The sequence below is a fragment of the Paludibacterium yongneupense DSM 18731 genome (assembly GCF_000422925.1).
GTDB lineage: Bacteria > Pseudomonadota > Gammaproteobacteria > Burkholderiales > Chromobacteriaceae > Paludibacterium > Paludibacterium yongneupense.
The window spans coordinates 356,274-382,977 of the sequence record NZ_AUGZ01000005.1 but is presented as its reverse complement, the minus strand read 5'-3'; the positions used below and the strand labels follow the sequence as shown (position 1 = coordinate 382,977).

Genomic DNA, 26,704 nt, shown 5'->3' with positions numbered 1-26,704 from the left:
TCGCTTGGCGAAACGCATGTCCAGCCAGCCATGTCGAATCAAGCGTTCCCGGCTTTTGCCGAGCGGGGGCTCTCATTGTCTGGGAATGCCTGCTGCCTACACTCTTCCGCTGTTTAATGCAGCGCGGCAGGGACGGAGCCGGGTCAGCCACAACGGCCAGGCCGCGTGAAGTTTCCTCTGGCCATATCGATATATGAACCTGCCGTCGCCGAAGACCTCGCGTCGGGTGACTTGATTCAGATGCTCCCCGAATAGGAAGGTCCTTCCCGACCTATCCACCTGTTTTACGCCGCCGAACGGCAAATGAAACTGAAATTGCGCAGCTTTGTTGATCAAGACCCGGCAACGTCGGGAAAGGGATGGCCTGCCTGGGCCGCTCCGGCCCCGCTGAGCTTGAGAAACGAACCTCATCGGACCTGGGGCGCGCTTGACCTAGGTCGGAGAACGCGTGTTCTCGATCCGTTGCGGTTGTGCTGTCTGCGGGCCAACGGCAGCCATCTGCCTGGAGCAGCCCCCTGTGCTCAGTTCGCCGACGGCAGCCAGCGGCTTGGCTGTCGCTACCGGATCGTCCAACTGATGGGGGCCGGCAGATCGGCCGAAATTGAAGAAAGCCATGTTGTTATCCCCGCTTCTAGATTCGGGCTACGGTACAATCAGAATGATCATTCGAAGCACTGATTAACACTTTGGTCCTGCAACGTTTATGAAACCAGTCATTCTGTGGGACAACGATGGCGTTCTCGCTGATACAGAGGTTCTCTTCTACCAGGCCAATCGTGCGTTTTTGAGCCCCTATGGTATTCATCTCAGTGAACAGGAGTTCTACAAATGGTTCCTGTGTCGTGACATTGGCGCATGGCATCTGTTGCGCGCCCAGGGCTGGACGGAAGATGACGTAGCAATGGGGCGGCTCTGTCGCAACAAGCTTTACCGCGACATGCTCGATGCCTCCAGTGAACTTGTTAAACCGGGTATGGACGAATTGGTTCTATCCTTCAGCGGCAGGGCACGCATGGCCGTGGTAACCAGCTCCAGGCGTGAGCATTTCGACCGGATTCACAAGCAATCCATGAGGAAAGGGATTCTGAACTGCCTGGAACACGTCATCGCCGCGGGGGATTATTTGAAAGCCAAACCGGATCCTGAGCCATACCGGGTCGCGCTCGGTAGAATGGGAGTTCCCCCAGAGCGGTGCATTGCGGTTGAAGATTCGCCTCGCGGAATGCAAGCGGCTCAAGCCGCGGGTGTGCCCTGCATCGTTGTCCAAACCCCGCTGACTAGGGGGCATCAATTCGAAAATGCGTTTGCTGTGGTTGATTCGCTTTCGCAACTTAGGTCCGAGTTGGAACACTGGTTTCAATTTTGCTCAGCCTGAGCGATCCGGCATGGCGCGCAGGGCGCACTTCCGTTGGCTCTCTGATGGCAGGATCGATCGCTACGTCCCGTGCACTCGTCGCTAGTTCCAGACGGATCGGCTCTGCCGTCTCCGAATCGGCTGCCGCATTTCACAGCGAATCGCTAGCCCGATATACCCGTCTAGCGGCCGAATTGTCAGAGCCAAGAGTAATGGCTCACGTCCCATCGCGTAGTGAGCAGAGGACGGAATTCGGTATTCTTCCTCTGCTATTGCACCCCGAGCGTCAAGAAAATCGAGCGCTTCCTGCGCCCTGCAATGTAATGATTGATGGTTGGTTCACCCAGAAATCCGGACAAGCCAGACCGGGGCCCTGAATGTATTCCTTAGGTTGACTGAGGGCGGACTGTCTTCTCTTTTCTTATCTCGCCGCGGTTTTGTCCACTTTTTTTATGCATTGAATAATTGTCGAAAAAAGCTATAAGTCATATTATCGATTTATCCGGATGGGGCGTACCACCATCCGTCTTGAGTGGCATGCTGTCTTGTCTGAATCAAACACTTCACGAAGGCCGAATGATTGGCTTTCCTCGGTGTCTTTCCCCGAGCTGGGCTCCTGGCGCTTTTAAGGTGGAAATGGATATGCTGACTTCTTTGACCTTCAAAAAGGCGCTGATCGCTTTCGGCGCCTTGACCATGCTGCTGCAGTGTTCGCTTCTGGCCGTCACGATTGTCGGGATGAACTACCTGGAGCATGCCCAGAACGAAGACTTTCCACACGCCAGCGCATACTCCAATACGCTGATGCTGGCCCGCTATGATTCCGTTCAGGTCCAGCAGTTCCTGACGGATGCCAGTCTGACGGGGAGTGCTGGCAGCTTCAAGGAAGGGAAAGAACACTACGAACTGCTGAAAAAGGCACTGACCCGCATTGCCGAGTTGCATCCGGAGCAGCAGGCGACCGTTTCGGCCTTGCAGCAGAAGGCCGATTTCATTTACCAGACCGGGGTGGAAATGGCTCACGCCTATCTGGAAAAAGGTAAAGCGGCAGGCAATGCCATCATGGAACGCCCCAAAACCGGTTTTGACGATTCCACCAGCGAAGTCGATGGCAAATTACAAGTGATGCACAACGCGGCCCAGCAAAGCTATGTTGATCTTCAACAGAGCTTGTCCGCGGGCTCGGACAAAATCCGATGGATGGAAATCGCCGGGCTTTTTCTCGTCCTCAGTGTCAATCTCTTGCTGATCTGGTGGCTGTATCGCTACTTTGTCTTGCCCTTGGCGCATATGCAGTACGTGGTCGTCGACATTTGCGATCACCTGGACTTCTCCCACCGCATTCCCATGGAAAGCGACCGGAAGGATGAGGTCGGCAAAACAGTCGTGGCCATCAATCGACTGGTGGAAAAATTGCAGGCTACCCTGAAGAACCTGCGCGCGGATGTGCATGCACTGGGGGGAACCGTCTCTAGCCTGACACAAAGCTCGGGCAAGGTTTCGGATAGCTGCAATAGCCAGAGCAGTGCCGTTTCAGCGATGGCGACGGGCGTCGAGCAAATGGCAGCAGGCATTGGTCAAGTGGTAACCCAGGCAGAGCAAGCCCGTGAAATATCATCGCAAAGTGGCCAGCTTGCCAAGCAAGGACGTACGGTCATCGAGATTACCGTACAGGACATTCATCAAATCTCTCGCTCTGTCCGCACCGTAGCCGAAGGCATTCAAGGTCTGGTTGACAGCAGTCAGCAGATTGAAAATGTAGCAAGAGAAATCGGCGAAATTGCCGATCAGACCAATCTGCTTGCTTTGAACGCCGCGATAGAGGCCGCCAGGGCCGGCGAGGCGGGGCGGGGCTTTGCTGTCGTTGCCGATGAGGTGCGCAAACTGGCGGAAAGAACCGCAAGCTCAACCCGTGAAATTACCCGGACGATCCAGGGCATGCGGGAAAATGCGACGCAGTCGGTGCTCAGTACGGACGAAGCGGTTTCCAGAGTGGATCAGGGGGTCGCACGCGCAGGTCAGGTGACCGAAACCATTCATAGCATTGAGCAGGGAAGTAGCAACACGGCGCGGGTTGCCCAGGAAATCAGCCAGGCGATCAAAGAGCAGAACGAGGTCAGCATCCGCCTGTCAGAGCAGATTGATCAGGTGGCTAGTACGACACAGAAAAACAGCGTGGTGGCACAGAACACCCATGATGTGGCAACGGAAATCGATAGCCTGGCGCATCGCATGATGGGGATGATTGCTGACTATAAGGTGTAAGGACGTTACGGCTGCAGGCCCGATTGGGTTCATCGGGACAAATGCCCCAGAATTGAAGACACGGCTTCTTTTCCACGACCGATTCATCGGCATCTGTCGAGCGGGTCATCCTCTTTTGAGCGAGCCCGGGGTGACGGCCGAACGCTATGCCGGCTACCCTCATGTGATCGTATCGCGCAAACGCCAATTCATCGGGCCGGTGGACGATGCCCTGGCACAGTTGGGTTTGCGTAGAACGGTTGTCATGGTCGTGCCGGGTTATGCCAACGCGATGCAGGTCGTACGCAATTCGGACCTGATCGGGCTTGTTCCGCTCTCGAGCTTCGGCAAAGGGGCGACGAGCACCACGGCCATGAGTACGGGCCTTCAGCATTTCGAGCGGCCGGTGCCTACCCCTCCAATCAAGGTGTCCACCATCTGGCACCCACGCCTCCACGCAGACCCCGCACATCGCTGGCTCCGCAAAACCATTTTGGCCGTATGCAAGAGCGCGCCACTGGTCAACGAATAGCCGACCCTCGCTTCTCGGGATAATGAAAAATTATCCCCGGCACTATCCTATACGCCTTGCGCGCCAGGTACGATCGAAAGCAAATTTGATGTGCTATTCAGATCGCGAACGATAAAAGCAAGATGACTGATTCCGAGAATGGTCATGATGAGTCAATTTCAATCGTTGCAGCTGTTGGCCAGTAATCGGTGGCGATGCATCGTGGTACGGACTGTGATTGTCGATCCTGGCGTAACTGTACCGTTTAACGCAGCTCATTCCGCATGAGTCCATAGTGCAGATCATCAAACCAGGAATCTGCCATTCGGTATTGTTGACGTAATACCCCCTCCAGAGAAAATCCCAATTTTTCCAATAACTTGATCGATGCCATGTTTCCTTCGGTCACAACAGCTGTCACCTTGTGAGTGCGGCAGGTCAGAAACAAAAAGTGCAATACGGCTTTAGCGGCTTCCCGTGCATACCCATGCCCCTGCTTGCCTGGGTGTAGCCGATAGCCAATTTCGGCTGGACCTAATGGAGGATTTTGCAACTTTGCACAAAAAGTTCCGATCAATGAGTGACTTTCTCGCTCTTCGATGCTCCACATCATTGTCTGTCTTGCTTCCGGGGTCCAATCAGGGAGGTAGCCCTCAAACAAATAAGCGTTTTTTTGTTCGCTGCGTTCTGGATCAATATAGCGCATGACTTCCTGCATCATATTCAGACTCATAAAAAATGAATAGTCTTGCCGTTTAATCTGACGCAGGATAAGCCGTGAAGTTTGAAGTTCAGTTTGCACTGGTATTGTCCATGTTAATTGGCATGGTTTCCGGGCGACCTTGGCACGAATTTCAGAGGGCCCCACAAGCATGAGGTCGGCGAAGGTAAGCGGGCCCCCCTAGTCTGGCAAAACGCCAGTTTGCCATCCAACTCCCGCAGCTTGGCAATGCCCGCTATCTGGCCTATGGTAGGCCGTCGAGGCGTTCATGGGCAATGCCCGCTCCGGCCGGGATGCTGCCACAGACTGCCGCAAGTCGCTAAGATGGGCCCTTGGCTTTGGGTATGGCCGAGCGCCCCGAGGGGCTGGACGCTAGGTACAGGAATGTCCGCAGCGAAACACAGGCCAAGCCAGGCGAAGGGTTCGGCGGCGCGATCGCGAGCCGGTGGAGAGGAGGGGGCTTGCTGGAAGAAAGGGCCGGTGCATTGGCAATGCCAGGCGGTGCAAGGCCTTCTCCGGTAGCGGCCTGTTGCTTCTCGGTCTGCACCGCCGGCCATGGCATGGAACTGTGGCAGGCAAGACGGTGCGCATGCTTTCAGCATGCGCATAGGCGGTATCCGGAAAGCCAGGCAGTGTCACCGTCAGCGGCGGCCTGAATCGGCTTCCGCGACGACGGCCTTGATAAACGCCGCCTGTCGCAAAAAGGCCATTGACATCATTTTATATTTCGATAAAACTGGAAATATGGAAATATCGAACGCAGCAGAACTGCTCGCTGCCCTGGGGCACGAGTCCCGCCTGGCCATCTTCAGGATGCTGGTTGAGGTCGGTCCGTCCGGGATGAACGCCAGTGCGATTGGCGAAAGGCTGGCGCTACCGCTTGCTACGTTGTCCTTTCACCTGTCGCACTTGAGCAGGGTTGGGCTCATCAAGGGCAAGCGCGAAAGCCGATTCATCCACTATTCCGCCGAATTCGGAACCATGGACGACTTGATTGCCTTCCTGACACACAACTGTTGCCAGGGAAAGGCGTGTCTTCCCAAGACGGCAAGCTGTGACTCGGTGGCCAGGCGCCGTGGAGATGCAATCGACCGCGAGCACGACGCTACAAATTGATCGACACACTGCATAGGTGCTAATGATGAGCAGCCTCAAAACGGTCCTGGTGCTGTGCACCGGCAACTCCTGCCGCTCCCAGATGGGCGAGGCCATACTGAACCATGACTTGGCTGGCCTGGTACGCGGGATTTCCGCCGGCACTATTCCACAGCCCAAGGTTGCAGATGGAGCCATCGAGGCATTGAAGCTGGCAGGCCTTCCGACGGAAGGTCTCTATCCGAAATCGATCGATGGCTTGCTGGACGAGTCTATCGACTTGGTCGTCAGTGTCTGCGACAACGCCAAAGAGTCCTGTCCCATTTTTCCGCGACCGGTAAAACGGATTCACCTGCCGTTCCATGACCCGCATGACGAGCCGCTGGACAGCTTCATAGCCGTCCGTGATGACATCCGTGCCCGACTGGTTCCTGCCGTTCGTGCCGCTTTAGGAGTGTAAGGAGGAACGATGCCTGTCCAATGCGAAGTAACAAACAAGCCGCTCGCCGCAGCGCCGCTGAACATTTTCGAGCGTTATCTGACGGTCTGGGTATTCCTGTGTATCGTGGCGGGCATTGGGGCTGGGCAGCTGGCCCCCGGGCTCTTCAGGGCCGTTGGTCATCTCGAAGTCGCTAACGTAAACCTTCCTGTTGGCCTGCTCATCTGGGTAATGATTATCCCAATGCTGATGAAGGTGGATTTTGGCGCTCTGCATGAGGTGAAAAATCATGTCCGGGGCATCGGGGTAACATTGTTTGTGAACTGGGTGGTCAAGCCGTTTTCCATGGCATTCCTCGGCTGGCTGTTCGTTCGCAACCTGTTTGCTCCCATGCTGCCGGCCGGCCAGATCGACAGCTATATAGCGGGCCTCATTCTGCTGGCTGCCGCGCCATGTACTGCCATGGTCTTTGTCTGGAGCCGTCTGACCGGAGGCGACCCTTTGTTCACCCTGTCGCAGGTCGCTATCAACGACAGCATCATGGTGTTTGCTTTCGCCCCGATCGTCGGCCTGTTGCTGGGTATTTCGGCAATCACGGTGCCCTGGGGAACCCTGATTACATCTGTGGTGCTGTACATCGTCATTCCGGTGCTTTTGGCTCAGCTGTGGCGCAAGTCACTTCTGTCTCGTGGGCCGAGCGCGTTTGAGGCTGCCATGGCCAAGATCGGGCCGTGGTCTATCTCGGCCTTGCTGGCTACGCTTGTACTGCTGTTTGCCTTCCAGGGGGAGGCCATCTTGAAACAGCCCCTGGTCATTGCCTTGCTGGCGGTTCCCATCCTGATTCAGGTGTTCTTCAACTCAGCCTTGGCCTATTGGCTCAATCGGCTTGCAGGCGAAAAGCACAACGTCGCGTGTCCGTCTGCACTCATCGGCGCGTCCAATTTCTTCGAGCTGGCGGTGGCCGCAGCGATCAGTCTGTTTGGTTTCGAGTCGGGTGCGGCGTTGGCCACCGTGGTCGGGGTGCTTATTGAAGTCCCCGTCATGTTACTGGTTGTTAAGGTCGTAAATTCCTCGAAGGATTGGTACGAACATGCCTGATGCCCCGCTTCGTCGTCGGCATTGAGCGCACCCGATGCGGGTGACCAGGTTCATGCAAAGGCGATCGATGCGGAATCGGCCGAACAGCGATATGCAACCATTGCAGACCCGGGCTAAAGCTTCTAGTCGCATCATGCGCATGCTCAATGCCGCCAGAAGCTATCGCTACGATCAATATCTCGCTCGGGATAGGTTCGTGTACGCGCATCGCCGCTGCCTTGACGGGATCATCGAATTCTGCAATCGGCGCTACCACGGCAAGCTTCCGAAGAAACACCCGGATAACCCCCTTCAAGACCCTCTTTCACGGATGGGTTATCTGCACATCGATGGCATCTGTGCTCAAAACGCCAAGCGTGGCCGGCGTGACAAACCCCGGTCGAATGTCATCGTGCGTTAATTGTGCTTCGATGCGCTTATCTCACGCGGTCGCAACCCGGCGATCTACTGTGCGTTATCGTACAGACCCTCGCTCATCTGCATGACACCTTGTCCTGGCCAGTCGGATGCTTTTCCTCTCGTTCCGATACCGCGCGCAGTTTGGTCAGGAAGACAGTTCATGCACAAGAGAACGCTTTTCACGAACACCGCTATCGGCGCTGCTTTACTGGTGGGGGCACTGATAATGGTCGGCTACGGCTTTGGCCCCGCCGTTCTGCGGCACTATCGTGGCGACTTGATCTATCTGGGCTTGCGTCACGGTTATTTGGTGGCCGTGTCGATGGGGCTGGCTCTTGCCGTTGGTTTGCCCTGTGGGGTCGTGCTGAGCCGTCCCTCGCAGCGGCGCAGCGCCGAGTACTGGATGCGCATTTTTACTATCGGAAATACCGTGCCTCCGATGGCCGTGTTGGCGCTGGCCATGGTGCTGGTTGGGATCGGCGATACGCCGGCCATCATCGCCCTGTTCCTGGCTTCGTTACTTCCCATCGTGCGCAACGTCTATGCCGGCCTGACGGGTTTGCCTCCCTTGTTACTGGATACCGCCGACGCCATGGGAATGAGCGCGAGGCAGCGGTTGTGGCGGGTGGAATTGCCCAACGCCTTGCCCGTGATCCTGTCCGGCGTTCGCATTGCACTGGCTATCAATGTCGGCACTGCGCCGCTGGCGTTTCTTATCGGCGCCAGCAGCTATGGCGAGCTGATTTTTCCTGGCATCTACCTCAACAACAACGTCACGTTGCTACTCGGAGCCATTGCCACGGCCTTCCTTGCCCTGACACTTGATCAGTTGGTCGCCGGTATCGGTCGGCTCATGAGCCCGTCGGGTATTGCATGAACACTCTTGTCTCTTCGATCGTCCACGGCCGGCCCCCTCCACGAGGATCTCGCATGAGTACTCTGTTGTCGTTTCTGTCGACGCTACGCCATGTCCTGCTGGCCGCCGTCCTGCTGTGTCCCGCTCAGGCTTTTAGCGCCGAGCTCGTGCTGGGGAGCAAGAACTTTACCGAGCAGCGACTGTTATCGCCCATCACTGCACAATATCTGACGCATATGGGGTATCAGGTTGAACAAAAGATCGATCTGGCCTCGGTCATCATGCGTAACGCCTTGCTGAATCGGCAGCTTGATCTGGTCTGGGAATACACCGGCACGGCCCTGGTAATCTACGACGGCATCAGCAAGCGGATGACGGACAAAGAAGCGTATGAAACGGTCAAGGGGCTGGATCTGCCACGTGGTCTGACCTGGCTGAATCCCTCTGCGCTCAATAATTCCTACGCGCTGGCGATGAAAACGGAACGGGCGCGCGCAGAAAACATTCGTACCATTTCAGATCTGGCGCGGCGAATGTCCATGGTACAGGCGACCAGCCCATGGCAGCTCGGGATGGACATGGAGTTCGCCGGCCGTACCGACGGCCTGGTTCCGATGCAAAAGCTGTACACACTGCCGTTGATCCGCTCGCAGATCAGACAAATGGATTCCGGTCTGGTTTACAACGCCATCCGCGATGGGTTTGTCGATGCGGGTCTGGTGTATACCACCGATGGCAGGGTCAAGGGATTCAAGCTTCTGGTACTGAAGGATGATCTGGCCTACTTCCCTATCTACGCCGCCACGCCCGTGATTCGCAACGAAGTGCTGCTGGCTCATCCGCAACTCAAGGGGCTGTTGAATACATTGGCTGCGCTATTCAATAACGAAACCATGATCGCGCTTAATGCCGAGGTCGATATCGACCATCGGCCTGTCGCCGAGGTTGCCACCGAGTTTTTGCGTGCACACAGTCTACTTTGAGAAAGGGCATATGGAGACATTGAAGCAGGTGCTGGGCTACATTGGACACAATATGCCGTATATCCTCGGGTTGGCTCGCCAGCATCTGATGCTGGTCGGCATAGCCGTCGGTCTGGCTGTATTAATTGGCGTACCACTGGGAATGATGATCATCCGCTTTCGAACGTTGGCGACCGGAGTCTTGGGGTTCGCCACGGTATTGCTGACGATTCCCGCCATCGCCTTGTTCGGTTTGATGATTCCCGTTTTTTCGATGATTGGCCAGGGTATTGGCGCTGTCCCGGCGATCAGCGCCGCGTTTCTGTACTCCCTGCTGCCCATTGTCCGAAGTACCTATACCGCACTGACCGATATCAGCCCAGGCGTGCGCGAGGCAGGGCTGGGCATTGGCCTGAGCTCCTGGCAACGCTTGCGTTGGGTGGAGCTTCCATTGGCGGTCCCCGTGATCTTCAGCGGGATACGCACAGCCGTGATCCTTAATATCAGTGTCATGGCTATCGCATCCATCATCGGTGCCGGTGGCCTCGGAACCCTGATTCTTCATGGCATCAGCCAAAGCGATATTCGCATGCTGCTGACCGGTGCCGTGATGGTCAGCCTGCTGGCCATCGGCATGGACTGGGTGCTGTTACAGCTACAGGGCGTATTGACACCGAAAGGAATACGCAAATGATTGAACTTCAGAACTTGTGCAAGCAATTTCCCCAGAAAGACGGGAAGATGTTCAATGCCGTGGACCAGGTCAACCTGCATGTCCCTAAAGGAAAAACCTGCGTCTTGCTGGGGCCGTCCGGTTGCGGCAAGACCACTACCCTGAAAATGATCAACCGGTTGATCGAACCAAGTTCGGGCAAGGTGTTCATCAATGGCATGGATAGTTCGGGGGTAGATCGTGTCACGCTGCGTCGTCAGTTCGGCTACGTGATTCAGCAGGTTGGCTTGTTTCCGAATATGACTATTGAGGAGAACATTACTATCGTCCCCCGCATGCTGGGCTGGGACAAGAAAAAATGCCGGGAGCGCGCGCGTTCGCTGATGGCAATGGTGGCGTTGGATGCCGATCGTTTCCTCAAGCGTTATCCACACGAGATGTCCGGCGGGCAGCAGCAACGTATTGGGGTCATTCGTGCCCTGGCGGCGGATGCGCCTGTGCTGTTGATGGATGAGCCTTTCGGTGCGGTCGATCCGATCAATCGCGAGCAAATTCAGGATGAATTCTTGTTGATGCAGCAGCAATTGGGCAAAACCGTACTCCTGGTAAGCCACGATATCGATGAGGCAATAAAGTTGGGAGATATGGTCGCCGTATTTCGCCAGGGACGCATCGTCCAGTGTGCAAGCGCCGACGAGATCCTGGCCCGGCCAGCCGACGAGTTCGTCGCCAGCTTTGTCGGGCAGGATCGTTCGCTCAAACGGTTGCTGCTTGTACAGGCGGGGCAGGTCGCCGCGATGCAGAAGACGCAGACCGCAACATTATCGTCCACCGTTGCCGTTGCCTTCGCGGAAATGGACGATAGCGAGTTGCTGCATCTTACCGTTGTCGATGCGAACGGCCTGCCGCTCGGCTTCATAAAACGTCGCGATGCGAAGAGTGGAAAGGGCACATGCAAGGACTACCTGCAGGCCATCGCGGTGACGTCGTTGGAAGGCGACAATTTGCGGGTCGTGTTATCGCGGTTGTACGAACACAATCTGACCTGGATGCCAGTGGTCGACGGTGATGGACGTTATTGCGGCGAAGTATCGCAGGAATATATCACCGGTTATCTTAACGCCGATCATTCGGCCTCGTGATCGTCCTGACTTTTCTGAGCCCTCGCTAGCGTTTCCTCCTGGGCCATGACAGACTCTTCCCCGCCGCGACAATCTTTCTGTTTGCGTCCTGCCTGCATCCGGATGCCCCCCTTCTTCCCTTGTGCAAGCGTCATGCCGAGGCGGCATGGACAGCCATGGGGGAGCGCTCAAAGCCGCTTCCATCAAACTCGGTGCCGGGAACGGCTTTAGGATACGTTGAACACGCGGGGCTCAAACCGCAAGGGACGCCCGAACGACGCGCCTGATTTCAGGTTGCCGGTGGCGATGGCGGCGTGCGAGCCTGACCTCCCGGTTTCGATACTCGCTCTGGAATTCGGCCTGAGCGCTAACCCGATTTTCTCAGGCGGCATCGTCGATCCCGAACCGTTGCGCCAGGTTCTGCGCAGCCTGAACCCACTGCCGGTTGCACATGGCCACGGCCGTTGTCGACGACGGGCCGTTTCCGGCGAGGGAGCCCGGCGGCAGCCCTGCCAGCCGCAGCGGAAGACAGGGTCGCGACGGCATCTCCCGGGCATGTTCGCCAGCCGGATGAGCCGTGATGGGTAAGGTTCAAGACGGTGCCCGAGCGATCTTGTCTTGTGTCCGAATGTCGAAATCACTGGCGTTGTGACGTTCGTGGAGCTGTTGGGACGGATCGCCCCATGTGCAGTTCACCATGCGCCCCCGTTTCACGGCCGGGCGCTCAAGAATGAGGTCGGCCCAACGGTGGATATGCCGGTATTCGGCGGCGCTCAGGAACTCTGCTGCACCGTAGGTCCAGCCCTTTACGAGCCCGCCGTACCAGGGGAATACGGCGATGTCCGCTATCGTATAGGCTTCCCCTGCGAGGTATTCGCTGTCGGCCAGGCGCCGATCGAGTACGTCGAGCTGCCGCTTCACCTCCATCGCGAATCGGTCGATTGCGTATTCGATCTTGGTGGGGGCGTAGGCGTAGAAATGGCCGAACCCGCCGCCCAGATAGGGGGCGCTCCCCATTTGCCAGAACAGCCAGTTCAGCGTCTCTGTGCGGGCCGCGATATCCTTGGGAAGAAAAGCGCCGAATTTCTCGGCCAGGTAGAGCAGAATCGAGCCTGATTCAAACACGCGGATTGGCGTGGGTGCACTCCGGTCCAGCAATGCCGGGATCTTGGAGTTCGGGTTGACGCCGACGAATCCCGAACCGAACTGGTCACCTTCGGCGATCCTGATGGGCCAGGCATCGTATTCGGCTCCGGCGTGACCCAGCGCGAGCAGCTCCTCAAGCAGAATCGTCACCTTCACGCCGTTCGGCGTTGCCAGCGAATACAGTTGCAAGGGATGTCTGCCGACCGGTAGTTCCTTTTCGTGAGTCGGGCCGGCGACGGGGCGATTGATGTTTGCAAAAGCGCCGCCGCAGGGTTTTGTCCAGGTCCACACCTTCGGAGGCGTATAGTCGTTTGCATCGGTCATGGCCGTCCTCGCAATCGTTGGGTTTCAGCTCTCACGGAGCCGTAAGGATGACAGGGCGAGAAGAGCGCGCGCAGGGCGTCTTCATCGTTACCGCTGAAGGGTTTGAACACCTTCCGGCGCCGACCTCGCCTGCCCGGACCATAGTCGGTCCGGGACCGACCGTTCCGAAAAGCCGCTTCTAGTCGGTACCCGAATCTAGATGCGGCCAGGTCGAACCGACGATGAGCGGACATGCCGGTCATACTCGCCCCGGAGATCATGACGCCTTACCCGGGGAACTGTAGCCAAGAAGAGCGGGTATCGCAACGGAAAGATCGTCAGGGCTGTGCGGGGGGGCTACGGACACCGTTCACAGGCAAAGAGGCAGTGCCCGTTCTGGATATGGGGTTCCATTGGCGTGCCAATTCTGCGTGGCGGGGCTGCCTGTCCGGCCTGGATGGGGCGGCCCCGCGCGCGCGCCTTACTGGCTGTTCATCATCGGCATGCTGGGCATCAACTGCCCGCGAATCTCTCCGCCTTTGTTTTCTGCGCTATGCACATTGACATAGAGGCCATCGGCCATGAAGGCCTTGAAGTCGGCCTCGTCAAGTTTGGTGCCTGTCGGTACCATCCAGCCGTCGTCGCCACTCTTCGTCAGCGTCACGATCACAGGCCCGTTCGAGCCGGCCTTGCCGCGATGGATGTGCGCCATCGTGCCGCTAATCCCGGACGTCGCGATGTGGCCACTGACCGTCATGTCTTTATTGACAGTGATGTCTGCATTGCCCGTCGCTATCGTTGTGACCGGGGGGACCTCCATCGCGCCAGAGAGCCTGAACTTCAGCTCGTCGGCGCTTGCCAGCGTCGAAAGTGCAGACAGTGCCAGCGCACAGAGCGCGATACGCCGCATCGCGGCGGGGGGGACGATTTGAAAACGGTTCATGGTTAACTCCTCGTGATAAGGGCCTGCGAGGGGCCGCTCTGTGGCGTTTCTTCGCCCCCGGACCGGTTTTTCTCCCGGGCCTGCGCGTCGGGAGAGAAATCACCCGGACGGGCCGCTCGCGCCTCGGCCGTGTGTCCATGGCTTCGACGGCGCTACTTCAACGTCGCCAGCAAGGATATCTCGGTAACGCCGGCCAACGCTCTCGATAACGGACAGTCGCGTTTCGCCGTGCTGGCAATTTCCTGAAAGGTCGTTTCATTGATGCCGGGAACGGTAGCCTGCATGATCAGTGCGATGTGGTCGATGACAAACCCGTCACCCTGTCTGGACAGGCGAACGTTCGCCGTGGTCTCGATTGTGGTCGTTGCCAACCCGGCCTGGTCGCAGGCGAACGAGAATGCCATCGTGAAGCAGGCTGCATGGGCGGCGCCCAGAATTTCCTCGGGATTGGTGCCGCGCCTGTCTTCCCCGAAACGGCTGGCAAAGCCGTACGGGTAGTCCTTCAAAGCACCGGTTTCGGTGCTGATCTTGCCCTGGCCGTGTTTGCCCTGGCCTTCCCAATGAACGCTGGCGGTTTTCTCACTCATGCGGTATCTCCTGGTGCGGGGGTGGGTCGATGGTTTTGCACGTTGAACATAGCGATCGCGGGAAACGTCGTCTGTCCGCTATCGTACGGATGGCACGGTTGCGGCATGAAAAACCGGAATCTGCCGGATACGCGCATCGGTTGCCCCGCGGGAAACGCACTGAACGGGCAGGAAGGGCGAAATCGGACTGATCGGGGCAGGGCTTGTCCGGACCGGGAACGAGCAAAGGGGCCGTCGCCCCTTTGTCCTTGCCCATCCTTCTGCGATGCGTGCTGTCGGGGGCGCCGGGAAAGAGCCCGTCGCCGGCCGCAGGCCGGCAAATGTGCGACTAGCGCAGCAGCCTCATCCCCGTTTCAAGCAGGCCGGTCACGATGCCCATGCCGATGACGCCACCCAGCCAGTAGCCGGCAAACCAGACGGCTTGGGCGCGGATGCCGGGTCGCCCTGTCTTCGGCCCGGGCATCAGTGATACCCCTCGTCATGCGGACGGACCTTGCCGCGGAACACCCAGTAAGAGTAGCCGGTGTAGAACAGAATGACGGGCAGGATGGCGACGACCCCGATCAGGGTGAATTTCAAACTGCTCTCCGGTGCCGCAGCCGCCCACAGGCTGACACCGGGGGGGATCAGATTGGGCCAGATGCTGATCAGAAAGCCGAGATAGCCGAGTGCGATCAAGGCGAGCGTCAGCAGATAGGGCCGGGTTTCATTGCCGGTCTTGACCGCTTGCAGAATGCCGCGTGCGCACGCCAGAACCGCCAGCGGAACCGGCCACAGCATGCTCAGCGCCGGCCCGAACCAGCGGCTGGCGATGGCAGGCTGCGACAGAGGCGTCCACACGCTGATCACGGCCATCGCGGCCAGCAGTGCGATGGTCAGTGCTGGCATGAGCCGGAACATTCTGCGCTGTAGTTGCCCATCCGTTTTGATGATCAGCCATCCGCACCCGAGCATGGCATACGTTGCCATCAGGCCGGCTCCTGTGAACAGGCTGAAAGCGGTGAAGCAGTCGAAACCGTTGCCGGCGAATTCGCGGTTTACCACCGCAATGCCCTGAATGAAGGCGCCCAGTCCGACGCCCTGGAAGAAGGTGGCCATCGCCGAGCCCGTCATGAAGGCCAGATCCCATACCGGCCGCGTGCGCTGCGACTTGCCCCTGATTTCGAACGCGACGCCGCGCAGCACCAGTCCGACCAGCATCAGCACGAGCGGCAGGTACAGGGCCGACAAGACGGCGGAGTAGACCACGGGAAACGCCGCGAACAGTCCGGCGCCGCCGAGCACCATCCAGGTTTCGTTGCCGTCCCAAACCGGAGCGACGGTATTCATCATGACCTGCCGGTCTTCATCGTGCGGGAAGAAAGCAAACACTATGCCGATACCCAGATCGAAACCATCGAGTATCACGTAAATCAAGACACCGAGAGCGATGATGAGCGCCCAGATCAATGCGAGGTCAAGCATGGTTGTCTCCTTGACGGCTGCTGTGTTCGAGGCTGGCGCCCTGCAGCGGATGGCGACCGGATGGCCGTGCGGCGGCGTCGTTCCATAGCGGGAGGGCCGGCGCCGGTTCCGGTCCCGTGCGCAGTATCTTGAACAGATAGAAGAGGCCGGTGCCAAAGACGAGGGTGTAAAGGGTCACGAAGATCAGCAGGGAGAGGCCGACTTGCTGACGGGTGACCGGAGACGCGGCTTGCGAGGTCCGCAGCAGACCATAGACCACCCATGGCTGGCGTCCGACTTCGCTTGTGATCCAGCCGGCCAGCAGCGAAACATAGCCGGCCGGTCCCATCGCGACCGCAAAGCGCAAGAATCCGATCGCTCGCTGCAAGCGGCCCCGGCGGTGCAGCCAAGCTCCCGTCACTGCGAGCACGATCATCAACATGCCGAGTCCGACCATGATGCGGAAGCTCCAGAACACGATGCGCGAATCGGGGCGGTCCTGCTTCGGGAAACGTTTCATATTCGGCACGGCCCCTGTCCAGCTATGGGTCAGGATCAGACTGCCAAGATGCGGAATCCCCAGCGAATAGCGGGTGGTCTCGGCCTCCATGTCGGGCAGGCCAAACAGGTTCAGCGGCGTGCCTTCGGGGTGGACGTCCCACAGTCCTTCGATTGCCGCCAGTTTGGCCGGCTGGTATTTCAAGGTATTCAAGCCGTGAGCGTCGCCGACCAGGGCTTGCAGCGGCGTCACCACGAGAAGGCAGCCGAGGGCCATCACCAGAGACGTGCGCATCGCGCCATTGTCGCGATTTCTCAAAAGATGCCAGGCGGATGTTGCGCTAACGAGCAGCATGGACACGGCAAACACGGCCAGCGCCATGTGCATGAAGCGGTAGGGGAATGAGGGGTTGAATACGATGGCCATCCAATCCACCGGCATTACGCGTCCATCTACGATGCGGTAGCCGGCCGGGGTCTGCATCCAGCTGTTGGAGGCGAGAATCCAGAACATGGAGATCAGCGTACCCGTCGCGACCGCGACGGTGGCCGCGAAGTGGGCGCGGGGGCCGACCTTGTTCCATCCGAACAGCATGATGCCGAGAAAGCCGGCTTCGAGGAAAAAGGCCGTCAGCACTTCGTAGGTCAATAGCGGGCCGGTGATGCTGCCGGCGAAATTCGAAAATACGCTCCAGTTGGTGCCGAACTGATAGCTCATGACGATGCCGGAGACGACACCTATCGCGAAGCACAAGGCAAACGCCCGCGACCAGAAGCGGCAGAGCGTGTAATACACCTCGCGTCGCGTCTTCAGCCATAAGCCCTCCAGTACGGCGATGAACGTGGCCAGTCCTATCGTCGTGGCCGGAAAAATGATGTGAAACGAAACAGTGAAGGCGAACTGGATGCGTGCCAGTTCTATCGCGGCGATGTCTATCATTCATGGTCCTCATTTATCGTTATCCGTACTCTCTTGCGCCCGCGTGCGGGACACTTGAGCCGGGTCGTCTGCGGCGGCCTCCCTGTGACGCCGCGACGACGCAATCCCGCTACGGCGTCTGTCTGCGTTCTTCTCCGCGCGCGCCGGTGCTGTCCGTCGTGCGGTCGTGCCGACGACCGCGCCGCGGGATCGCAGCGTCCGGCGTCGCCCCGGCGGAGTGTTTGACTTCATGGAGTATGAAGACGGAAAACCTGACATTACAGAATCAGAACGGCGATAATTTAGCGGATCAGATCGAGGGGGATGGGATGGCTTTGAAACGCTATGAGGCGCTGGCCGAGCTGCTGGCCGCAGATATCCGGGATGGCAGGCTTGCTGCCGGCACGCGGCTTCCTTCGATCCGCAAGCTCAAGCAATTGCACGGCGTCAGTCCATCGACGGTCTTTCAGGCCTATTACCGGCTCGAGTATCTGGGACTGGTGCGTGCCTATGAGCGCTCGGGCTACTTCGTGGCCGGCAGCGGGCAAGCGCCTCTGCGCGAACCCGAGCCGGCTTCGCGTCCGCACCTGTCGAGCGCGGTGGACATCAATCAGCTGGTTTTTTCCGTACTGGGGGCCATTCAGGACCCGAACATCCTTCCGCTGGGCTCTGCCTTTCCTTCGCCGCAATTATTCCCCTTGCCGCGCCTGGCCAGATCGCTCGCGACTTCGGCGCGTTTCGTCGATCCCTGGGATACCGTGGCGAGTCTGCCGCCAGGCTATCCCGCACTCAGGCAGCAGATTGCACTACGCTACCTCGGCATGGGCATGCCGTTGGCACCCGAGCAGATCATCATCACCAACGGCGCACTGGAAGCGCTGAATCTCTGCCTGAGCGCGGTGGCACAACCCGGCGATCTGATCGCTATCGAGTCCCCCGGCTTTTATGCGGCGGCGCAGGCGCTGGAACGGTTGAAGATGAAGGCGATCGAGATTCCGGTGCATCCGCAGGAGGGGGTCGATCTGCTCGTCCTGGAACGAGCCTTGCACGAGCATCCGGTCAAGGCATGCTGGTTCATGACCAGTTTTCAAAACCCGATGGGAACGACGATGAGCGATGGCGCCAAACAGGCACTGGTGAGCCTGCTGGCGCGGCATGGCATTCCGCTGATCGAGGACGATGTCTATACCGAGCTGTATTTCGGCAACAGGCGGCCCTTGCCGGCCAAGGCCTACGACAAAGAAGGGCTGGTCATGCACTGCAGCTCGTTTTCCAAGTGTCTGGCTCCCGGCTATCGCATAGGCTGGGTCGCGCCCGGACGTTTCGGCAAGGAAATCGAGCAGCTGAAATTGATGACCACGCTTTCCGCGAGCGTGCCGGCACAGGCCGCGATCGCGGATTATCTGCAAACCGGGGGCTACGACAAGCATCTGCGCAAGTTGCGGCAGGCGCTGGAAGCCCAGTCGTCTAGCCTGAACGAAGCCATTCGCCGGCATTTTCCGGACGATATCCGCGTTTCCCGTCCCAAAGGCGGGTATTTTCTGTGGGTGGAGTTCCCCGCCCGTTTCGATACGCTGCAATTGCACCGGCTGGCTGCCGCGCAGGGCATCAGCATCGCGCCGGGCCCCATTTTTTCTGCCAGCCGCCAGTACCGTAACTGTATCCGGCTAAACTTCGGCTCGCCGTGGAGTGCCGACTTCGAGCAGGCGCTCGCCACCCTTGGCGCACTGATAAAGTCGCTTTACCCCGGCTGATCCCCCCAGCCCTGTTGCCGGGCGGCACTGGGAGAGGATGGCCGGGGCGGCCAATCTGATCCTGATACAGGCTGCTGCTGCGATCGGGCCGGTCTGCCGGAATCGGGCAGGGACTCACCGCCTCAAGGCGTGGCTGGACCCGGCTCGCGGCCGTCCTCTGCCAGCGGGTCTGTAGAAAATCGATCAGCGTGCGCGCTGCCGGCCTGAACGGAGCGGGGGGAGGGCAGACCGCGTAGACGCCGCTTTCCCGCCCGCTCCATTGCGGCAGGACCGGATGCAGCAGGCCGGCCCGGAGCGGCTCGGCCACCAGCACCGAAGACAGAAAGGCAACCCCCAGACCGTCGATGGCGAGTTGTCTGATCGCGTCCCCATTGTCTGCACGGAGGCGGCCGCGCGGCCGCAGCGAATCGCGTGACCTGTTCGCTGCTTCGGCTCGATTTTTCGATGGCGGAGTTGTTCAGGAAGCCAGTCGTGGCAAGGGGCCGAGTTCACGACTTTGAATTGGTCTTGGCAGCTAGAGTAAATAAAATTCGTCGGAGTCTGAGCAATAGAGAAGGGGGTTGTCTTTTTCTCTATTGCTCAGGGTTGCAATCATGTCGCCCCCAATCCATTACGCGGGTCGTGGCCGTGTATTGACTTAGTCCCTGGCTCTGGAAAGTGTCCCAGACATCGATCCGCTTGCCATAGGGTAGCCGACATGGCCAATGGGACAGCGCAGGATGATGGGTATGGTGCTGACCGGTCTCGCTGCTCGCGTGGCATGCGACCCCTGGAAGCAGGGTGTTTGTCCGACATCGCCCCGATAGATCCGTTGGCCGGCTAGCGCGGTGATTTTCGGATCGCCTTCGATCGGGGCATTCCATTTCGCTGTGCCTCATCGTTGCTGCGATTGAGGAAGGTGGCGCTACCAGCGTGCGCGGCGCAGACCGCACGCATCGCCGTGGCTCAGGCGCTCTCCGCCGGGGCGGAGGGGCCACGCCCTGCCTGTCGCAGCCATTCGATGATGTCCTGCGTCGTGCCGGTCTCGCCCAGGCGCGGGAAGATGCGGCTGATGCTGTGCTGATGGGCATCGGCATTCATGTCGGTCATGGCATCGAGGGCCAGGGCGATATTGTAGCCGCGCTCGTGCGCCTGGCGGGCGGTCGATTCGACCCCGATGCTGGTGGCGATGCCGGCGAGAACGATCTGGGTGATTCCTTGGCTCTTCAGATAGCTGTCGAGGTCGGTATGGGTGAATGCGCCCCAGGTGCGCTTGGTCACGAGGTGGTCTTGTGGCTGAGGGTTCAGCTCAGGCACCAGTTCGGCCCAGTCGGGTGCCGGCGGCGCGCTGCTGCGCGGCTGTTCGCAGCGTCCGGGCGCGGCGCCTGCCACGTTGACGAGCACCACCGGCAAGCCCTGCTCGCGGAAGGCGTCGGCGAGTGCGCGGGCATGACGGACGATCGCGTCGGCGGGGTGGGCGGTGGGGTAGGCGACGATGCCTTTTTGCAGGTCGATGAGAATGAGGGCGCTGCGGGGGTCCAGGGTGGTGACGGCCATGATGTTCTCCAGTTCGAGCGGGGGCGCTACGGTTCGTGTCGCTTCGAGTTCGCCGATCGTGCCGCCTGCGGGCCGGACGTGTCAAGCGGACCGGCGGGGCGGATTCAGCGAGCGGTGCCTCCGCGCAGGGACATGCCGACGGGGAGGACGCAGTCCTCCCCGTGGTGAAGAACGGCACGGCTCAAGCCCGCCGCCCCCGCCCTGCCAGCGTCAGAACCCGGTCGCCAGCAGGGCCCCCGCCGCGATCACCGTTCCGGCCGCGGCCAGGCCATAGGTCAGCAGCTTGGCCAGTGTGCCGCCGTGGATGCCGATATCGTGCAGGCTGTGGAACAGGCGATGCGCGGCATGCCACAAGAACAAGGCTATCACGATGAAGATGAAACCCTTGCCCAGCGGATGGCGCGCAAAGGCGAGCATGGCGGCATAGTTCATGGCGCTGCGCGGCAGCAGCAGCCCGAGCGGTACGGCGATGCCGGTGATGAAGATGAGCATCGGCCCGAGCAGGGCGGCGAGCATGCCGCCTGCGCCGAACAATCCCCAGAAGATGGGAGCGTTGGAACGTTTCAACGGACGGTTCATGTGGAGATCCTCCAGGCGAGGGCCAGCAGCGCCAGGCTGGCGAGCGCGACGGCGATCAGACCCGTGGCGGTGATCGCGCCGCCCGGCACGCGCTTGCCGCCCAGACTGAGCGGGGGCAGGGTGCGCGGCATGATCTTGAACCACGTGTAACTGTGATAGCCGATCGCGAGCAGCAGGATCAGATGGGCGAACACGGACAGCGGACTTTGCAGCGCCGTCAGCCAGGCCTTCCATGCCGCTTCGCCCTGAGCGAGCCGCACGACCCCGATGAGCAGTACCAGAGCGTAGGCGGCGACAAACAGCGCCGTGCCTTCATGCACCATATATTCGATGAAATAGGGGTTCTTCCTCCACCAGCCCTCCATCGGCCGGACATAGGGGCGACGTTTGTTCATTGGCACCTCCCTTTGGGTTTGGCGAAGCGCAGAAAATAATCGCCGGCGGCGCGGGTCTTGTTCAGGTTCACGGCATTGGCCGGGTCGACATGCTTGGGGCAGACTTCCGAGCAGTAGCCGACGGCGGTGCAATGGAACACGCCTTCTTCGGCCGCGACGAGCTCCATCCTCTGTTCGCTCGCGCCGTCGCGCGAGTCCATATTGTAGCGATGCAGCAGGGCGATGGCGCCCGGACCGAGAAAGCTGGAATCGAGGCCGTACTGCGGGCAGGCGGCATAGCACAGCAGGCAGTTGATGCACGAACTGAACTGCGCGTAGCGTTCGAGCTGGGTCGGCGTCTGCAGGTATTCGCCTTCCGACAGCGCCTGCTCCTGACGCGGGATGATGTAGGGCTGGATGCGTTCCAGTTTTTCCATGAAGTCGTCGAGCACGACGACGAGGTCGCGTTCGATCGGAAAGTGGTGTAACGCTTCCACGCGGACGGTGCCGGGGTAGTCGCGCAGAAAGGTCTTGCACGCGAGCTTGGGCACGCCGTCGACCATCATGCCGCAGCTGCCGCAAATGGCCATGCGGCACGACCAGCGAAAGCTCAGCGATTCGTCCAGCTCGTCCTTGATATAGTTCAGTCCCTGCAACACCGACATATCATCGCTATAGGGGACGTCGAAGGATTGCAGCCAGGGGGCTTCATCCTGCTCGGGTCGATAGCGCATGACCTCCATGCGAATGATCTGCTCAGTCATGTCCGCTCTCCTTTTCGGCCGCGAGGCCGGCGGCGCCATAGGCGCGCACGGCGGGTTGCGATTTGGTGATGTTGACCGCGCCATACTCTATCCGGGGCGCGCCATCGGGCCGGTGCAGAGCGAGCGAATGCTTGAGATAGTTTTCGTCGTCGCGTCGTTCGAAGCCGTCGAGGCGCTGATGTGCGCCGCGCGATTCCTTGCGCTGCAGCGCCGAATGCGCCATCGCTTCCGCCACTTCCAACTGGTAGCCAAGCTCGATGGCCAGCATCCAGTCGCTGTTCCAGACGCTGGACTTGTCCTCGATGTTGACCTGCTTGAAGCGTTCCTTGAGTTGGGCCAGCGTATCGCAGCATTGCTGCATGGTGTCGTGCTGGCGGTAGATGCCACAGCCTTGTTCCATCGTTTCGGCCATCTCCCGGCGCAGGACGGCGATGCGTTCGCTGCCGTCGTGGTTCAGCATGGCGCGCAGTTTCGCTTCGGTGGCGACGGCCTGCGCGAGCAGGGCCGCGCTGTTGCCGCGCGCCGTGGCACGTGCGAAGGCGGCGGCTTCGATGCCGGCGACTTTGCCGAATACGCATAATTCGGCCAGCGAGTTCGAGCCCAGGCGGTTGGCGCCGTGAATGCCGACGCTCGAGCATTCGCCGGCCGCGTACAGGCCTGGCAGGGGAGAGGCGCAACGGCCGTCGACCAGAATGCCGCCCATGGTGTAGTGCACGGCCGGCCGGACCGGGATGGGCTCACGCGCCGGATCGACACCGAGGAAGTCTTCGGCCAGCTCGCAGATCAGCGGCAGGCGCTCGCGCAGCACGGCGGCGCCGAGGTGGCGCAGGTCGAGATGGACGACCGACCCGAGGGGGCCATCGATGGTGCGCCCTTTCTGCTGCTCGTACCAGAACGCCTGGCTCAGGCGGTCGCGCGGTCCCAGTTCCATGAACTTGTTGCGCGGCTGGGCTTCGGCCGGGCCGAGGCCGTAGTCTTGCAAATAGCGGTAGCCGTCCTTGTTGATCAGAAAACCGCCTTCGCCGCGGCAGGCTTCAGTGAAGAGCAGTCCGGTGCGCGGCATACAGGTCGGGTGGTATTGCACGAATTCCATATCGCGCAGGGGCACGCCGTGGCGGTAGGCCAGCGCCATCCCGTCGCCGGTGACGATGCCGCCATTGGTGTTTTCGCGAAAGACCCGTCCCGCGCCGCCGGTGGCCATGATCACTGAACGCGCTTCGATCAGGGTGCATTCGCCGCTGGCGATCTCGATGGCAAGCACGCCCTGGGCGCGGCCTTCGTCGACGAGGAGGTCGGCGCAGAAGTATTCGTCGAAGCGTTTGATCGACGGAAACTGCAGCGAGGTCTGAAACAAAGTGTGCAGCATGTGGAAGCCGGTTTTGTCGGCCGCAAACCAGGTGCGCTCGATCTTCATGCCGCCGAACGCGCGGACATTGATGTGCCCGTCCGCCTTGCGGCTCCACGGGCAGCCCCAGTGCTCCATCTGCACCATTTCTTCCGGGCATTGCCGGACGAAATAGTCGACGACGTCCTGTTCGCACAGCCAGTCGCCGCCAGAGACGGTATCGTTGAAGTGGTAATCGAAACTGTCGTGCGCCTGATTGACGCCGGCCGATCCGCCTTCTGCCGCCACGGTGTGGCTGCGCATCGGATAGACTTTGGAGATCAGGGCGATGTTCAGTTGCGGATCGGATTGGGCGGCGGCAATGGCGGCGCGCAATCCGGCGCCGCCAGCTCCGACGATGACGATGTCTGCTTGGTAAGTTTCCACTGCGGACCCTTGTCTAGAAGTAAACCTGCGCCAGACCGTATGCCACGAGCGTCGACACCACGACGCCTATCAGCCCGGGAATCATGAAACTGTGATTCAACAGGTATTTGCCGATGTGGGTGGTGCCGCTGCGATCCATATTGATCGCGGCGAGGTCGCTCGGGTAGAAGGCAAAGAAAAAATAGGCGTAACACGAAGGCATGATGCTGAGCAGCTGGTGCGGTGACAGACCGAGCGCCAACCCGAACGGCACCATGATGGTCAGCGTCGCCGCCTGGCTCTTGACGAAGGCCGAGACCGCGAACATGGCCAGCGCAAAAGTCCATGGCGCGTACTCGACCATGGTCTTGATGTGCGCGACCAGAAAGCGCTGATTGGCATTGACGAAGGTGTCGCTCATCCAGGCGATACCGAAAATCGAGACCACCGCTATCATGCCGGCGGTAAAGACTTCGGAGCGGGCGATGGCGGCGGCCTTGGTGTTGGCGGCGAACAGAATGAAGGCGCCGGCCGACAGCATCACAAACTGCACCGCGGTGGTCATGGGTACCGGTTGCCCTTTGCTCAGCGGCAGCCAGTGCGGGTTGAGCGCAAGCAGGACGATGCCGAGTATGCCCGAGAAAAACAGGACGACCGACAGTTTGGCCATGCGCGGCAGAGTCTTGTCCAGCGTGGTCACCGATTTTTCGATGGCGGCTTTGAAATCGGGGTCTTTCATGCGTTCCAGAAATTCCGGGTCGCGGTAGAGCTCGACGCCGCGGCGCATGCTCCATGCGGCGGCGGCGACTACGCCGATCAGACCGGCGGGGATGGTGACGGCGAGAATCTGCCCGAGCGTGACCGGGCTTGCGCTTTTGGAGGTCAGCGCCAACAGGGTGGTGACCGCGGCGGCGGCGGGGCTGGCCGTGATCCCCATCTGCGAGGCGACGCTGGAGATCGCCATCGGCCGCTCGGGCCGGATTCTCGTCTTGAGCGAGACATCGGCGATGACGGGCAATAGCGAATAGACGGCGTGGCCGGTGCCGACGCACATGGTCAGCAGGAAGGTGGACAGCGGCGCCAGCAGGGTGATCTGCTGCGGATGGCGGCGCATCAGCCGCTCGGCCTGTTGCACCAGAAAGTCCAGGCCGCCGGCGACCTGCAGCGTCGCCGATGCGGTGACCACGGCCAGGATGATCAGCATGACGGTGATGGGAGGCTCGGCCGGCGTTTCGCGGAAAACGAAGGTCAGGACCGCGACGCCTAGTCCCCCTATCATCCCCAGCGCCACCCCGCCGCGGCGGATGCCGATCAGGATGGCGGTGAGGACAAGAGCAAATTCAACCCAGAATGTCAGCATGACGACTCCCTTTGGGGGATGGCCGGGCGACGGGGCGGGGCGGATCGCGCGCCGGCGGTTCTAGTGTCCGGGGCTGCTTGCCGCGCCGCGGGCTATACCCATTATTATTTCATTGGCATGTTAAGTGTAATGCTCTTTTGACATGGCGTGATGCCGAAGTTGGCGAAACCTGCCTTCGCTCTCGCCGCAGGCTGCGCCGTCGCTTACCTTTTGCCGCATTCGCCCGCGTCGGCATGTGCCTTGCGCCTGCGGGGGCGTGCGGCCCACTGCCAGACCCCGCTGGCGCCGAGTGCGGCCAGTCCGAGTCCGGTGGCAAACATGAGTGCGCGCCAGGGACGACCGCCTGTGCTGCCCGTATGCACGGCGTAGAACCAGGCCTTGACGCGGGCGGCTTGACCGAGGCGGTAGTAAGGCATGCTGCGGATGATCGCGCCGCTTGCGGGGTCGATATCGATCACGCTGTTGCCGTTGGGATGAACGTCTCCCGGCAGGCGCACGCGGATACGGATCGGCTGGCGCGGGTCGGCGCCGACCCGCAGTGCGCTTATCGTGCCTCCCGGCATGGCGGCGGCGGCAAGGGCGGCCAGCCGGTTCAACGATGGCGCGGCGCTGCCGTCGGGATGTGCGGGCGATGGCTGCGGCGCTCGCGCGGCGCTGCTGCGCGGTGCGGTGGCGAACAAGGCCGGAAACGCCAGCGTGGAGCCGGTCAGCGCCGAGACCAGCAGCAGCGGTGAGAGCCATGCGCCGGCCCAGCGATGCCAGTCGGCCGTGCGCAGGCGTGCGTTCCCGCGCCGTGGCCGCCACGCGCGCCTCCAGTCGCGCGGCCACCAGCAGGCCAGTCCGCTCAGCGCCAGCAGCAGCAGGGCGAAGCCTGCGACACCGGTCGCGCTGCGCCCTGCCGCGCCGAGGGCGAATGCCGTATGCAGGCGGCGCAGCAGCTCCCACCTGTCTTCTGCACCGGTATCGGCATCGACGATGCCCGCCGTGCGCATGTCCATCCGCAAGCGTTGCGTTCCGTCGCGCAGCCGGACCCTGGCCGGCAGGGTTCCATGTGCCTGCCGGGCCGGGTAGAGGTCGAACCCGGCGCCCGGATAGCGCCGCTGCAGGCTTGCGCGCAGTGCATCGAAATCGGCTGTCGCCGGCCTGGCGGCGGGCGAAGCCGCCAACCCCGGTCCCAGCAGCAGGCTGCCGCTCAGTCCGAGGACCAGTGCCGCCAGGGCGGCGGTCAGCCCCAGGTAGCGGTGCACTAGCATCATCCATCGTTTCATCATCGTC

The 26,704-nt window shown here is 60.4% G+C and carries 27 protein-coding genes and 1 pseudogene; 12 read left to right on the top strand and 16 right to left on the bottom strand.

Features of this window, described 5'->3' with window-relative positions; all coding sequences use genetic code 11:
- Window positions 1-432: 432 nt before the first annotated feature.
- On the bottom strand, window positions 433-615 hold the full coding sequence (locus G520_RS24810) for a hypothetical protein (protein ID WP_156876869.1): 183 nt from the start codon (window positions 613-615) through the stop codon (window positions 433-435).
- Between the two features lie 88 nt (window positions 616-703).
- On the opposite strand from G520_RS24810, the gene G520_RS0104160 reads away from it, so the two are divergent.
- The 3 genes from G520_RS0104160 to G520_RS21495 all read left to right on the top strand — a co-directional run bounded on the left by G520_RS0104160 (window position 704) and on the right by G520_RS21495 (window position 4,130).
- Window positions 704-1,375, top strand: coding sequence for an HAD family hydrolase (locus G520_RS0104160; RefSeq protein ID WP_028534545.1), 672 nt, complete (start codon window positions 704-706; stop codon window positions 1,373-1,375).
- A 621-nt stretch (window positions 1,376-1,996) separates the two neighbouring features.
- On the top strand, window positions 1,997-3,619 hold the full coding sequence (locus G520_RS23865) for a methyl-accepting chemotaxis protein (RefSeq protein WP_051229001.1): 1,623 nt from the start codon (window positions 1,997-1,999) through the stop codon (window positions 3,617-3,619).
- Window positions 3,600-4,130, top strand: a complete 531-nt coding sequence (locus G520_RS21495) for a LysR substrate-binding domain-containing protein (protein ID WP_084637461.1) — start codon at window positions 3,600-3,602, stop codon at window positions 4,128-4,130. Before G520_RS23865 ends, G520_RS21495 begins: the two co-directional genes overlap by 20 nt.
- Before the next feature lie 244 nt (window positions 4,131-4,374).
- Here the strand turns inward: G520_RS21495 and G520_RS0104145 are convergent, their stop codons facing one another.
- Window positions 4,375-4,911: a GNAT family N-acetyltransferase gene (locus tag G520_RS0104145; protein WP_169449815.1), complete on the bottom strand. Its 537-nt coding sequence runs from the start codon at window positions 4,909-4,911 to the stop codon at window positions 4,375-4,377.
- Between the two features lie 597 nt (window positions 4,912-5,508).
- Between G520_RS0104145 and G520_RS0104140 the strand changes: the two genes are divergently transcribed.
- From G520_RS0104140 to G520_RS0104105, 8 genes are all read left to right on the top strand, one after another.
- Complete coding sequence (locus G520_RS0104140) at window positions 5,509-5,946, top strand: ArsR/SmtB family transcription factor (RefSeq protein ID WP_246542663.1); 438 nt, start codon at window positions 5,509-5,511, stop codon at window positions 5,944-5,946.
- Window positions 5,947-5,968: 22 nt separating this feature from the next.
- Window positions 5,969-6,385, top strand: coding sequence for an arsenate reductase ArsC (locus tag G520_RS0104135; protein ID WP_028534542.1), 417 nt, complete (start codon window positions 5,969-5,971; stop codon window positions 6,383-6,385).
- A 9-nt stretch (window positions 6,386-6,394) separates the two neighbouring features.
- Window positions 6,395-7,462 carry an ACR3 family arsenite efflux transporter gene (gene arsB, locus G520_RS0104130; RefSeq protein WP_028534541.1) on the top strand — a complete coding sequence of 356 codons (1,068 nt, stop codon included), beginning with the start codon at window positions 6,395-6,397 and terminating at the stop codon, window positions 7,460-7,462.
- Window positions 7,463-7,553: 91 nt separating this feature from the next.
- On the top strand, window positions 7,554-7,862 hold the full coding sequence (locus G520_RS0104125) for a hypothetical protein (protein ID WP_156876868.1): 309 nt from the start codon (window positions 7,554-7,556) through the stop codon (window positions 7,860-7,862).
- A 159-nt stretch (window positions 7,863-8,021) separates the two neighbouring features.
- Window positions 8,022-8,738 (top strand): ABC transporter permease, encoded by a 717-nt coding sequence (locus G520_RS0104120; RefSeq protein WP_028534539.1) that lies wholly within the window; start codon window positions 8,022-8,024, stop codon window positions 8,736-8,738.
- A 53-nt stretch (window positions 8,739-8,791) separates the two neighbouring features.
- Window positions 8,792-9,700 (top strand): glycine betaine ABC transporter substrate-binding protein, encoded by a 909-nt coding sequence (locus tag G520_RS0104115; protein ID WP_036665187.1) that lies wholly within the window; start codon window positions 8,792-8,794, stop codon window positions 9,698-9,700.
- A gap of 10 nt (window positions 9,701-9,710) precedes the next feature.
- Complete coding sequence (locus tag G520_RS0104110) at window positions 9,711-10,373, top strand: ABC transporter permease (protein WP_028534537.1); 663 nt, start codon at window positions 9,711-9,713, stop codon at window positions 10,371-10,373.
- The gene (locus G520_RS0104105; protein ID WP_028534536.1) at window positions 10,370-11,494 is read left to right on the top strand and encodes an ABC transporter ATP-binding protein; all 1,125 of its coding nucleotides are present in this window, start codon (window positions 10,370-10,372) and stop codon (window positions 11,492-11,494) included. The genes G520_RS0104110 and G520_RS0104105 overlap by 4 nt, the downstream gene beginning before the upstream one ends.
- Window positions 11,495-12,064: 570 nt before the next feature.
- Here the strand turns inward: G520_RS0104105 and yghU are convergent.
- From yghU to G520_RS0104065, 6 genes are all read right to left on the bottom strand, one after another.
- Entirely contained in the window at window positions 12,065-12,943 is an 879-nt protein-coding gene (gene yghU / locus G520_RS0104090) for a glutathione-dependent disulfide-bond oxidoreductase (protein WP_028534535.1), read from the bottom strand.
- A 460-nt stretch (window positions 12,944-13,403) separates the two neighbouring features.
- The gene (locus tag G520_RS0104085; protein WP_028534534.1) at window positions 13,404-13,865 is read right to left on the bottom strand and encodes a CHRD domain-containing protein; all 462 of its coding nucleotides are present in this window, start codon (window positions 13,863-13,865) and stop codon (window positions 13,404-13,406) included.
- A 152-nt stretch (window positions 13,866-14,017) separates the two neighbouring features.
- Window positions 14,018-14,452 carry an OsmC family protein gene (locus tag G520_RS0104080; protein WP_028534533.1) on the bottom strand — a complete coding sequence of 145 codons (435 nt, stop codon included), beginning with the start codon at window positions 14,450-14,452 and terminating at the stop codon, window positions 14,018-14,020.
- A 328-nt stretch (window positions 14,453-14,780) separates the two neighbouring features.
- Window positions 14,781-14,915 (bottom strand): hypothetical protein, encoded by a 135-nt coding sequence (locus G520_RS25655; RefSeq protein WP_281424395.1) that lies wholly within the window; start codon window positions 14,913-14,915, stop codon window positions 14,781-14,783.
- Complete coding sequence (gene cydB, locus G520_RS0104070; protein ID WP_028534532.1) at window positions 14,915-15,916, bottom strand: cytochrome d ubiquinol oxidase subunit II; 1,002 nt, start codon at window positions 15,914-15,916, stop codon at window positions 14,915-14,917. Before cydB ends, G520_RS25655 begins: the two co-directional genes overlap by 1 nt.
- Window positions 15,909-17,333 carry a cytochrome ubiquinol oxidase subunit I gene (locus G520_RS0104065; RefSeq protein WP_028534531.1) on the bottom strand — a complete coding sequence of 475 codons (1,425 nt, stop codon included), beginning with the start codon at window positions 17,331-17,333 and terminating at the stop codon, window positions 15,909-15,911. Before G520_RS0104065 ends, cydB begins: the two co-directional genes overlap by 8 nt.
- 236 nt (window positions 17,334-17,569) lie before the next feature.
- Here G520_RS0104065 and G520_RS0104060 point away from each other — a divergent pair, with 236 nt between their 5' ends.
- Window positions 17,570-19,066, top strand: a complete 1,497-nt coding sequence (locus G520_RS0104060) for an aminotransferase-like domain-containing protein (RefSeq protein WP_282705160.1) — start codon at window positions 17,570-17,572, stop codon at window positions 19,064-19,066.
- A gap of 172 nt (window positions 19,067-19,238) precedes the next feature.
- Here the strand turns inward: G520_RS0104060 and G520_RS25790 are convergent.
- The 8 genes and pseudogenes from G520_RS25790 to G520_RS21490 all read right to left on the bottom strand — a co-directional run.
- A pseudogene (locus tag G520_RS25790) lies at window positions 19,239-19,469 on the bottom strand (LysR substrate-binding domain-containing protein); the annotation flags it as partial.
- A gap of 542 nt (window positions 19,470-20,011) precedes the next feature.
- Window positions 20,012-20,602, bottom strand: coding sequence for an isochorismatase family protein (locus G520_RS0104055; protein ID WP_028534529.1), 591 nt, complete (start codon window positions 20,600-20,602; stop codon window positions 20,012-20,014).
- Window positions 20,603-20,812: 210 nt separating this feature from the next.
- Window positions 20,813-21,181, bottom strand: a complete 369-nt coding sequence (gene frdD, locus G520_RS0104050) for a fumarate reductase subunit FrdD (RefSeq protein WP_211222752.1) — start codon at window positions 21,179-21,181, stop codon at window positions 20,813-20,815.
- Complete coding sequence (locus G520_RS0104045) at window positions 21,178-21,576, bottom strand: fumarate reductase subunit C (protein WP_028534527.1); 399 nt, start codon at window positions 21,574-21,576, stop codon at window positions 21,178-21,180. Before G520_RS0104045 ends, frdD begins: the two co-directional genes overlap by 4 nt.
- A complete protein-coding gene (locus G520_RS0104040; RefSeq protein WP_028534526.1) occupies window positions 21,573-22,319 on the bottom strand; it encodes a succinate dehydrogenase/fumarate reductase iron-sulfur subunit in 747 nt (248 codons plus the stop codon). The genes G520_RS0104045 and G520_RS0104040 overlap by 4 nt, the downstream gene beginning before the upstream one ends.
- Window positions 22,312-24,090 (bottom strand): fumarate reductase (quinol) flavoprotein subunit, encoded by a 1,779-nt coding sequence (gene frdA / locus G520_RS0104035; RefSeq protein WP_028534525.1) that lies wholly within the window; start codon window positions 24,088-24,090, stop codon window positions 22,312-22,314. Before frdA ends, G520_RS0104040 begins: the two co-directional genes overlap by 8 nt.
- A gap of 13 nt (window positions 24,091-24,103) precedes the next feature.
- Window positions 24,104-25,429 (bottom strand): anaerobic C4-dicarboxylate transporter, encoded by a 1,326-nt coding sequence (locus G520_RS0104030; protein WP_028534524.1) that lies wholly within the window; start codon window positions 25,427-25,429, stop codon window positions 24,104-24,106.
- 203 nt (window positions 25,430-25,632) lie between these two features.
- Complete coding sequence (locus G520_RS21490) at window positions 25,633-26,685, bottom strand: PepSY-associated TM helix domain-containing protein (protein ID WP_051228995.1); 1,053 nt, start codon at window positions 26,683-26,685, stop codon at window positions 25,633-25,635.
- Window positions 26,686-26,704: the final 19 nt, after the last annotated feature.